Genomic DNA, 9,487 nt, shown 5'->3' with positions numbered 1-9,487 from the left:
AAGCCGATGGTCAGGCTGTCGGTGTCGCCGGCTATCCAGGGCAAGGTGCCGGGCGCGCTGTCGAGTATCCGGCTGGCGGACAGGTCGGGGTCGCGGGTCGGCAGCAGCGAGATCCAGCGGCCGATGTCGGCCTGTTCGCCCAGGGTGGTGACCTCCAGGCGCGGCTGCGCCTGCAGCGGCAGGACCATGAGCAGGCAGAGCAGCCCCAGCAGGCAGGCGAGGAGCTGCCTGCTGGGACGCAGGGGCGATGCCGGGCGAGTGGCCGATGGAGTGCTGGTCATGGCAGCGAGACTACACCAGTCCGGCTGATGTCGGGGACGTTTGCCGGACGGTATCTGCCTGCGGTCAGCCGGAAAGAAGAAGGCCCCGCATTCGCGGGGCCTTCTTCATGCTGCGTCGAAGCGGCGGATCAGTCGCGAGCGGCCGCTTCGGCGACGGTGATGGCCGTCATGTTGACGATGCGGCGCACCGTGGCGCTGGGCGTCAGGATGTGTACCGGCCGGCGCGCGCCGAGCAGGATCGGGCCGACGGTGACGCCGTTGCCGCTGGCCGTCTTCAGCAGGTTGAAGGCGATGTTGGCGGCATCCACGTTGGGCATGATCAGCAGGTTGGCGGAGCCCTTCAGGCGCGAGTTCGGGAACAGGTTGTTGCGGATGCTCTCGTCCAGCGCGGCATCGCCGTGCATTTCGCCTTCGACTTCCAGCTCCGGATCCATGTCGCGCAGGAGCTGGAAGGTCTCGCGCATCTTCTGCGCGCTCGGCGTGTTCTCGTTGCCGAAGTTGGAGTGCGACAGCAGCGCGACCTTGGGGGTCAGGCCGAAGTTGCGCACCACGGCGGCGGCCTTCAGGGTGATGTCGGCCAGCTCGTCCGCGCTCGGGTCCGGGTTCACGTAGGTGTCCGCGATGAACAGCGTGCGGTCCTGCAGCATGAGCACGTTCAGCGCCGCGTAGCGGCTGCAGTCCGGCGCCAGGCCGATGATGCGGCTGATGTAGCGCAGGTGCAGGTCGTAGTTGGCGAAGGTGCCGCAGATCATGCCGTCGACTTCGCCGAAGTGCACCAGCAGCGAGCCGATCAGGGTGGTGCGGCGGCGCACTTCGCGCTTGGCCAGCTCGATGCCGACACCCTTGCGCTCCATGATCTGGTGGTAGTGGGTCCAGTACTCGCGGTAGCGCGGGTCGTCGTCCTGGTTGATCACGTCGACATCGACACCCGGACGGATGCGCAGGCCGAGCTTGCGGATCTGGGCCTCGATCACTGCCGGACGACCGATCAGCACCGGGCGGGCCAGGCCTTCGTCGACCACGATCTGCACCGCGCGCAGCACGCGGTCGTCCTCGCCTTCGCAGTAGGCGATCTTCTTCGACACGGCCTTGGCCTTGGCGAACACCGGTTTCATCAAGAAGGCCGAGTTGTAGACGAACTCGGACAGGCGCTGGCGGTAGGCGTCGAAGTCGGTGATCGGACGGGTGGCGACGCCGCTGTCCATGGCCGCCTTGGCCACGGCGGGGGCGATGGCCATGATCAGGCGCGGGTCCAGCGGGCCCGGAATCAGGTACTCGCGGCCGAAGCTGCTGGCATCGCTGCCATAGGCGACGGATTCCGAGGATTCGACGTGGGCCATTTTCGCGATGGCGTGCACGCAGGCCACCTTCATGGCCTCGTTTACCACCGTGGCGCCGGAGTCGAGCGCGCCGCGGAAGATGTAAGGGAAGCACAGGGCGTTGTTGACCTGGTTCGGGTAGTCCGAGCGGCCGGTGGCGATGATGGCGTCCGGACGCACTTCCTTGACCAGCTCCGGCATGATTTCCGGGGTCGGGTTGGACAGGGTGAAGATGATCGGGTTGTCGGCCATCTGCCTGACCATGTCCTGGCTGACGATGCCGGCGGTGGACAGGCCGAGGAACATGTCGGCGCCCGGGAACAGGTCGCCCAGGGTGCGCGCGTCGGTCTTCTGCGCGTAGCGCAGCTTGCTCTCGTCGAGACCGGCGCGGCCTTCGTAGATCACGCCCTTGGAATCGGTGACGAAGATGTTCTCGCGGCGTGCGCCCAGCGACACCAGCAGGTCGAGGCAGGACAGCGCGGCGGCACCGGCGCCCGAGCAGATGATGCGGATGTCCTCGATCTTCTTGTCGACCAGCAGCAGGGCGTTGAGCAGGCCCGAACCGACGATGATGGAGGTGCCGTGCTGGTCATCGTGGAAGACCGGGATCTTGCAGCGCTCGCGCAGCTTGCGCTCGATGTAGAAGCACTCCGGCGCCTTGATGTCTTCCAGGTTGATGCCGCCGAAGGTCGGTTCCAGCGCGGCGATGATGTCGACCAGCTTGTCCGGGTCGCGCTCGTTGATCTCGATGTCGAAGACGTCGATGCCGGCGAACTTCTTGAACAGCACGCCCTTGCCTTCCATCACCGGCTTGGAGGCCAGCGGGCCGATGTCGCCGAGGCCGAGCACGGCGGTGCCGTTGGTGATCACCGCGACCAGGTTGCCGCGGGCGGTGTAGCGGGAGACGGTGGACGGATCGCGCTCGATCTCTTCGCACGGCGCGGCGACGCCGGGCGAGTAGGCCAGGGCCAGGTCGCGCTGGTTGATCAGCTGCTTGCTGGGCGTGACGTTGATTTTGCCGGGCTGCGGGAACTCGTGATAGTCCAGAGCCGCTTTGCGCAGTGCCTCATCCATAGTGTCTCTCACACTTGCCAGGGTTGCTTTTTGAGGCGCGAGAGTATAGCACCAGCGCGCTGCTTGCGGGGTGACAAGCATGCGCTGACGCCGGGTTGCGTCTGACTGGCCGGTTTCCGGTGAGGGCCGTGCTGACGGCTGTTGCACGGTTTCGCGGCGCGGACAGCAAAAGGCCCTCGCGGGGAGGGCCTTCGCTGCTGGTGCCTGGGCAGGTCGCGGGCCGCAGGGCCCTCGCGGTCAGTCCTGCGCCTGTTCGCGGGCGACGGCGCGGTAGCCGATGTCGCCGCGGTGGTACTCGCCGGTCCAGCTCACCTTGGCCACTTCGGCGTAGGCGGCGGCCTGCGCTTCCGACACGCTGACGCCGAGACCGGTGGCGCAGAGCACGCGGCCGCCGCTGGTCACCACCTGGCCATCCTGCAGCGCGGTGCCGGCGTGGAAGACCTTGGCGCCGTCGGCTTCGCGGCCGAGTCCGCTGATCACGTCACCCTTGCGGATGTCGCCCGGGTAGCCGCCGGCGGCCATGACCACGCCCAGCGCCGCGCGCGGGTCCCAGTCGGCCTCGATGGCGTCCAGCGTGCCTTCGATGCCGGCCTCGACCAGTGCCACCAGCGAGCTGCGCAGGCGCATCATCACCGGCTGGGTCTCCGGGTCGCCGAAGCGGCAGTTGAACTCGATCACGCGCGGCGCGCCGCTGTCATCGATCATCAGGCCGGCGTAGAGGAAGCCGGTGTAGGGGTGGCCTTCGCTGATCATGCCTTCGACCGTGGGCAGGATGACCTCGCGCATGACGCGTTCGTGCACGGCCGGTGTCACCACGGGGGCCGGCGAGTAGGCGCCCATGCCGCCGGTGTTGGGGCCGGTGTCGGCATCGCCGATGCGCTTGTGGTCCTGGCTGGTGGCCATCGCCAGCGCGTTCCTGCCATCCACCATGACGATGAACGAGGCTTCTTCGCCGTCGAGGAACTGCTCGACCACGACGCGCGCGCCGGCGGAGCCGAACTTGTTGCCGGCCAGCATGTCGACAATGGCTTCTTCCGCCTCGGCCAGCGTCATGGCGACGATCACGCCCTTGCCGGCGGCCAGGCCGTCGGCCTTGATGACGATGGGCGCGCCTTTCTCGCGCACGTAGGCGAGGGCGGCGTCGGTCTCGGTGAAGACCTGGTAGAACGCGGTCGGAATGTCGTGACGGGCCAAGAAGTCCTTGGCGAAGGCCTTGGAGCCTTCGAGCTGGGCGGCGTGGCGGGTCGGTCCCCAGATTTTCAGGCCGGCGGCGCGGAAGGCGTCGACCACGCCGTTGACCAGCGGGGCCTCGGGGCCGACCACGGTCAGCGCCACGCCTTCTGCCTGCGCGAAAGCGACCAGCGCGGCGTTGTCGAGGATGTCCAGCGCCACGTTGCGGCACTTGGCTTCGGTCGCGGAGCCGGCGTTGCCGGGTGCCACGAACACGGTTTCGACGCGGGCATCCTGGGCCAGTTTCCAGGCCAGGGCGTGTTCACGGCCACCGGAGCCGAGCAGCAGAATCTTCATAGCGGGTTCTCTTTAAGCCTTGATCAGGGGTGGCGCCGGGACGGGGGTGGGGTTGGATGCCGCAGAGACGCCGTGAACCCATCCATGGGGGCTCGCATGCGCCATCCCTGGCGCATGACGCTCTGCGGCATCCAACCCCACCCCGCCCCAACGCCACGAGGTCAATCCTTACCGGTGCTGTGTGGCCAATTCCGGCGACAGCGCACTGAACGGCGATTCGACTCGGAGTCCTTCGGGGTGGAAGGTTAGCGGAGCGGAACCGTGGTCGCCAGGGATGGCGACCCGGAGTCCCCAGGGACGGGTTCACGGCGTTTCCGATCCGCTAACCTTCCACCCCGAAGGACGGCCCCGCTACGAAGCACCGTCAATATCAGTGCCGGAAATGCCGCATGCCCGTGAACACCATGGCGATCCCGGCCTCGTCGGCAGCAGCGATCACCTCGGCGTCACGCATCGAGCCGCCGGGCTGGATGATGGCGGCGATGCCCGCCTTCGCGGCATTGTCGATGCCGTCGCGGAACGGGAAGAAGGCGTCCGACGCCATCACCGCGCCCTGCACCTGCAGGCCGGCATGCTCGGCCTTGATGGCGGCGATGCGCGCGGAATTGACGCGGCTCATCTGGCCGGCGCCGACGCCGACGGTCTGGCGGTTCTTCGCGTACACGATGGCGTTCGACTTCACGTACTTGGCGACCTTCCAGGCGAAGATCAGGTCGTGGATCTCGGCTTCGGTCGGGGCGCGCCTGGTCACGATCTTCAGGTCGCTGTCCTTGATCATGCCCAGGTCCTGGTCCTGCACCAGCAGACCGCCGGTGACGCGCTTGAAATCCCACTGCGCGCTGCGGGCGGTGATGTCGGGCAGGGCGCCGCAGGTCAGCACGCGCACGTTCTGCTTGGCGGCGGTCACCGCCAGCGCTTCCGGCGTCACGCTGGGGGCGATGATCACTTCCACGAACTGGCGCTCGACAATCGCTTTCGCGGTGTCGGCATCGAGTTCGCGGTTGAAGGCGATGATGCCGCCGAAGGCCGACTCCGGGTCGGTGGCGTAGGCCAGGTCATAGGCCTTGCGGATGCCGCCTTCGGCGTCGAGGACAACGGACACGCCGCAGGGGTTGGCGTGCTTGACGATGACGCAGGCCGGCTTGGCGAAGCTCTTCACGCATTCCAGCGCGGCGTCGGTATCGGCGATGTTGTTGTACGACAGCTCCTTGCCCTGCAGCTGCTTCGCGGTCGCCACGGAAGCTTCTTTCGGCGCGGCTTCGGTGTAGAAGGCGGCGCGCTGGTGCGGGTTCTCGCCGTAGCGCAGTTCCTGGGCCTTGAAGAACTGGGTGTTGAAGGTGCGCGGGAAGGTGTCGCGCGCCGACAGGTCGCCCTTGGTGGCGCCGACCAGACCGCCGAGGTAGTTGGCGATCATGCCGTCGTAGCCGGCGGTGTGCTCGAAGGCCTTCACTGCCAGGTCGAAGCGGGTCTCGTAGGAGAGGCCGCCGGTGGCCTTCACTTCGGCCAGCACGGTGTCGTAGTCCGACGCGTTCACCACGATGCCGACGTGGGCGTGGTTCTTGGCCGCCGAGCGCACCATGGTCGGGCCGCCGATGTCGATGTTCTCGATCGCGTCTGGCAGGGTGCAGTCGGCCTTGGCGACGGTGGCGGCGAACGGGTACAGGTTGACCACCACCAGGTCGATGCCGCCGATGCCGTGCTCGGCCATGACCGCGTCATCCTGGCCGCGACGGCCGAGGATGCCGCCGTGGATCTTCGGGTGCAGCGTCTTCACGCGGCCGTCCATCATTTCCGGGAAGCCGGTGTAGTCGGACACTTCGGTGACCGCCACGCCCTCCTGCTGCAGGAGCTTGAAGGTGCCGCCGGTGGACAGGAGGTGGACGCCGGCGGCGGCCAGTTCACGGGCGAAGGCGACGATGCCGGTCTTGTCGGAAACGCTGATCAGGGCGCGCTGCACGCGTTGGGTCATGACGGGGCTCTGTAGGCTGTGGGGATTGGAAGGAAAACGGGCCGGCTGCCTGATGATGAGGTCCGCCGGCCCGTGGGGGTTCCGTGCGCGCGGCTCAGTTCATCAGGCCGTGCTGCTTGAGCTTCTTGCGCAGCGTGCCGCGGTTGAGGCCGAGGATCTCGGAGGCGCGGGTCTGGTTGCCGCGGGTGTATTCCAGCACCACTTCCAGCAGCGGGGTTTCCACTTCGGCCAGCACCATGTCATAGACCTCGCTGGCGCGTTCGCCGTCGAGGTGGGCGAAGTAGTTGCGCATGGCCAGCTCCACGTGATCACGCAGGGTCTGGTTCGGGCGGGTGCTGGTGCTGGTCAGCGGCTTCTTGATGACGGACATGTCCATGCTGGTTGACTCTCGTTCGTTTTGCGTTGTGTGTGCGTCGTCAGGCGGCGGCTTCGGGCCGCCGCGGGGCATCAGCCCGACGCGAAAAATACTCTCTGACCAGACCGATCTGCCGGTCAGCCTCGACTAGTGCATTGAACTGCCTGCTGAGCGCTCGGCCCTCGGGCAAGTGGTCGGCGTACCAACCCAGGTGCTTGCGCGCGAATCGCACGCCGAGACCGGTGCCGTAGAAGGCGTGCAGGCTGTCCAGGTGTTCCAGGATGATGCCTTCCTGCGTCGCCAGGTCTGGCGGCGGCAGGTGTTCGCCGGTTCTCAGGTAGTGCCCGATCTCGCGGAAGAGCCATGGACGACCATGGGCTCCCCGGCCGACCATAATACCATCGCAGCCGGTCTGCTCAAAGACTCGCCGCGCCTTTTCCGGGCTGTCGATGTCGCCGTTGGCCAGCACGGGAATCGACACCGCCCGCTTGATGGCGGCGATGGTGTCGTATTCGGCTTCGCCCTCGTACTTGTCGGCGCGGGTGCGGCCGTGCACCGCGAGCATGCGGATGCCGGCATCCTCGGCGATGCGCGCGATGGTGGCGCCGTTGCGGTTGTCGCGGTTCCAGCCGGTGCGGATCTTCAGCGTCACCGGCACGTCGACGGCGGCGACCACCGCGTGCAGGATGTCGGCGACCAGCGGCTCGTCCTGCATCAGCGCCGAGCCGGCGAGGCGGTTGCAGACCTTCTTCGCCGGGCAGCCCATGTTGATGTCGATGATCTGCGCTCCGCGCTCGACGTTCTGGCGCGCGGCATCGGCGAGCATGTCCGGGTCGTAGCCGACGATCTGCACCGTCACCGGTCCGGGCTCGCCGCTGTGGTCGAGGCGGAAGCGCGACTTGGTGGAGTTCCACAGGCGGGTTTCCGACGACACCATTTCCGACACCACGTGGCCGGCACCGAGGGCGCGGCAGAGCAGGCGGAACGGACGGTCGGTGACGCCGGCCATGGGCGCCAGCGCCAGCGGCGTGTCGATGCGGTAGGGGCCGATGTGCAGCGGCGCCAGCGGCATGCCCGGCGCGCTCATGGCAGCGGCCTCATCTCGGCGTGCTCGACCGGCGCGGCGCGTCCGTCCTCGCGCAGCGGCAACTGCACGGATACCCGGATGCGCAGCGGACGGTCGCTGGCGACCAGCGCATCCGGCCCCAGATCGGCGGGCAGGCCGGCGGGCAGGTATTCGGCGGGGGCGAGCTGGCGCCGGCCGGCGAGGCGGCCCTGCCAGTCGCGCAGCGTCACCTCCAGCACCGGCCAGGGCTGCAGGATGGCGGTGCGGTTGACGAGCACCGCATCCAGGTGCCAGACGCGGTCGCCGGTACCGGCTTCGGCGCTCAGGTTGAGGCCGGAAACGCCCCAGGCGTCGCGCAGCCGCGGACGTTCGAGCGTGTAGCCGGCACGGTCCAGCACCGGGGTCAGCGCCATGCGCACGGCGGGCTGGCCGAGCCAGAAGTCCTTGCTCAGCCAGATGCCCTCGGCGATCACCAGCACCAGCCCGAGCGCGGCCAGCAGCGCCCAGAGGCGGCGGCGTGGCGGCGCCGGCTTGCGCTCTGCGCGGCGGGTCAGCTCGACCGGCATGCGCAGGTCGGCGACGGGTGGCCGGGTGGGTTCCGTGGTCATGGCGGATGCCCCGGGGATCAGCGCTTGCGGCCGGACAGGCGGCACCAGTCCTCGTCGCGGGTGGCGAGGCCGTCCATGTCGCAGCACTCGCCGTAGATCGCGCGCAGCTCGTCGACCTGCGACAGGATGATGCCGGACAGGGCGATCTCGCCGCCGGGGCGCAGGAAGCCGGTCAGGGTCGGCGCGAGCATGCCCAGCGGGCCGGCGAGGATGTTGGCTACCACGACATCGGCGCCCTGGCCGTGGTTGAAGTCGGCCGGCATCTCTTCCGGCATGAACACGCGCACGCGGTCGGCGACACCGTTGCGTTCGGCGTTGTCGCGGGTCGCGGTCAGCGCCTGCGGATCGAGGTCGACACACCAGGCTTCGCGCGCGCCCAGCAGCAGCGCGGCGACGGCGAGGATGCCGGAACCGCAGCCGTAGTCGACCACCACCTTGTCCTTCAGGTCGAGGCCGTCCAGCCACTCCAGGCAGAGCGCGGTGGTCTGGTGGGTGCCGGTGCCGAAGGCGAGGCCGGGATCGAGCAGCAGGTTGATGGCGTCGGGCTGCGGCGGGGGCGTCCAGCTCGGCACCACCCAGAGCCGTTCGCCGAAGCGCATGGGGTGGTAGTTGTCCATCCAGGCGCGCTCCCAGTCCTTGTCCTCCAGCACTTCGATGCGGTGCGGGGGCAGGGCGTGGCCGAGCTGGCCCTCGAGGAAATCGACCACGGCATCCATTTCCGAATCGACCACGAACAGGCCGACGACACGCGTGGCATCCCACAACGGCTGGGCACCGGGTGGCGGTTCGAGCAGGGGCTGGTCGCCGGAGTCTTCCATCAGCACGGCGCTGGCGCCGGCGGTTTCGAGCAGGTCTTCGTAGCGGGGCGCGTCGGCCTTGCGGGCTTCGATCTTGATTTGCAGCCAGGACATGACGGCCTCCTAGAAAAACAGGACGCGCAGTGTAGTCCTCCGGCTGGCGATTTTGTAGCCACTGCGGGCAACAAAATCGACCCGGGCGGATGAAACGCCACCGGTCGGCACGGGGCCGGACCGGTGGCGGATGGAGGGCTCAGCTCCAGGGGTGGCGCGGCGGGTTGACGCCGTTGAGCACGTAGTTGCCGATGATGTGGTACTTCCAGCGCACCGGGTCGTGCAGGGTGTGGGTGCGGGCGTTGCGCCAGTGCCGGTCGAGGTTGTACTCCTCCAGCGTCGAGCTGGTGCCGCTGAGCTCGAACAGCTTGTTGGTGGCCAGCAGGGCCACCTCGGTGCTGAGGATCTTGGCCTCGGCCACGCGCAGCGAGGCCTCG

8 protein-coding genes and 1 pseudogene are annotated in these 9,487 nt (G+C 68.1%); all 9 read right to left on the bottom strand.

Translation table 11 applies throughout. The annotated features are described in order from the left end of the window. The coding region (locus C5O18_RS03455; RefSeq protein ID WP_146089188.1) for a hypothetical protein at window positions 1–281 on the bottom strand (281 nt) is incomplete at its 3' end. Window positions 282–409: 128 nt separating this feature from the next. After that, window positions 410–2,674, bottom strand: coding sequence for an NADP-dependent malic enzyme (locus C5O18_RS03450; protein WP_105191484.1), 2,265 nt, complete (start codon window positions 2,672–2,674; stop codon window positions 410–412). Between the two features lie 237 nt (window positions 2,675–2,911). After that, window positions 2,912–4,201, bottom strand: coding sequence for a phosphoribosylamine--glycine ligase (gene purD, locus C5O18_RS03445; RefSeq protein WP_105191482.1), 1,290 nt, complete (start codon window positions 4,199–4,201; stop codon window positions 2,912–2,914). A 370-nt stretch (window positions 4,202–4,571) separates the two neighbouring features. Continuing rightward, window positions 4,572–6,170 (bottom strand): bifunctional phosphoribosylaminoimidazolecarboxamide formyltransferase/IMP cyclohydrolase, encoded by a 1,599-nt coding sequence (purH, locus tag C5O18_RS03440; protein ID WP_105191480.1) that lies wholly within the window; start codon window positions 6,168–6,170, stop codon window positions 4,572–4,574. Window positions 6,171–6,264: 94 nt separating this feature from the next. Beyond that, entirely contained in the window at window positions 6,265–6,540 is a 276-nt protein-coding gene (gene fis, locus C5O18_RS03435; RefSeq protein WP_206389708.1) for a DNA-binding transcriptional regulator Fis, read from the bottom strand. 46 nt (window positions 6,541–6,586) lie between these two features. After that, window positions 6,587–7,582, bottom strand: a complete 996-nt coding sequence (gene dusB, locus C5O18_RS03430; protein WP_241146721.1) for a tRNA dihydrouridine synthase DusB — start codon at window positions 7,580–7,582, stop codon at window positions 6,587–6,589. Between the two features lie 26 nt (window positions 7,583–7,608). Next, window positions 7,609–8,199, bottom strand: a complete 591-nt coding sequence (locus tag C5O18_RS03425; protein ID WP_105191476.1) for a DUF3426 domain-containing protein — start codon at window positions 8,197–8,199, stop codon at window positions 7,609–7,611. Between the two features lie 17 nt (window positions 8,200–8,216). After that, window positions 8,217–9,110, bottom strand: a complete 894-nt coding sequence (gene prmA, locus C5O18_RS03420) for a 50S ribosomal protein L11 methyltransferase (RefSeq protein ID WP_105191474.1) — start codon at window positions 9,108–9,110, stop codon at window positions 8,217–8,219. Between the two features lie 139 nt (window positions 9,111–9,249). Then, window positions 9,250–9,487 (bottom strand): annotated as a pseudogene (locus C5O18_RS03415) (acyl-CoA dehydrogenase family protein); the annotation flags it as partial.

It is taken from the genome of Amnimonas aquatica (genome assembly GCF_002943415.1).
GTDB classification, from domain to species: Bacteria; Pseudomonadota; Gammaproteobacteria; order Pseudomonadales; family Moraxellaceae; genus Perlucidibaca; species Perlucidibaca aquatica_A.
Note: the sequence above shows the minus strand (reverse complement) of the source record. Positions and strands in the feature narration are given on the sequence as shown.

Excerpts from the sequence above, each read along its gene's own strand:
- prmA (WP_105191474.1), bottom strand. The coding sequence starts at position 9,110 with ATGTCCTGGCTGCAAATCAAGATCGAAGCCCGCAAGGCCGACGCGCCC.
- purH (WP_105191480.1), bottom strand. The coding sequence starts at position 6,170 with ATGACCCAACGCGTGCAGCGCGCCCTGATCAGCGTTTCCGACAAGACC.
- C5O18_RS03425 (WP_105191476.1), bottom strand. The coding sequence starts at position 8,199 with ATGACCACGGAACCCACCCGGCCACCCGTCGCCGACCTGCGCATGCCG.
- purD (WP_105191482.1), bottom strand. The coding sequence starts at position 4,201 with ATGAAGATTCTGCTGCTCGGCTCCGGTGGCCGTGAACACGCCCTGGCC.
- C5O18_RS03450 (WP_105191484.1), bottom strand. The coding sequence starts at position 2,674 with ATGGATGAGGCACTGCGCAAAGCGGCTCTGGACTATCACGAGTTCCCG.
- fis (WP_206389708.1), bottom strand. The coding sequence starts at position 6,540 with ATGTCCGTCATCAAGAAGCCGCTGACCAGCACCAGCACCCGCCCGAAC.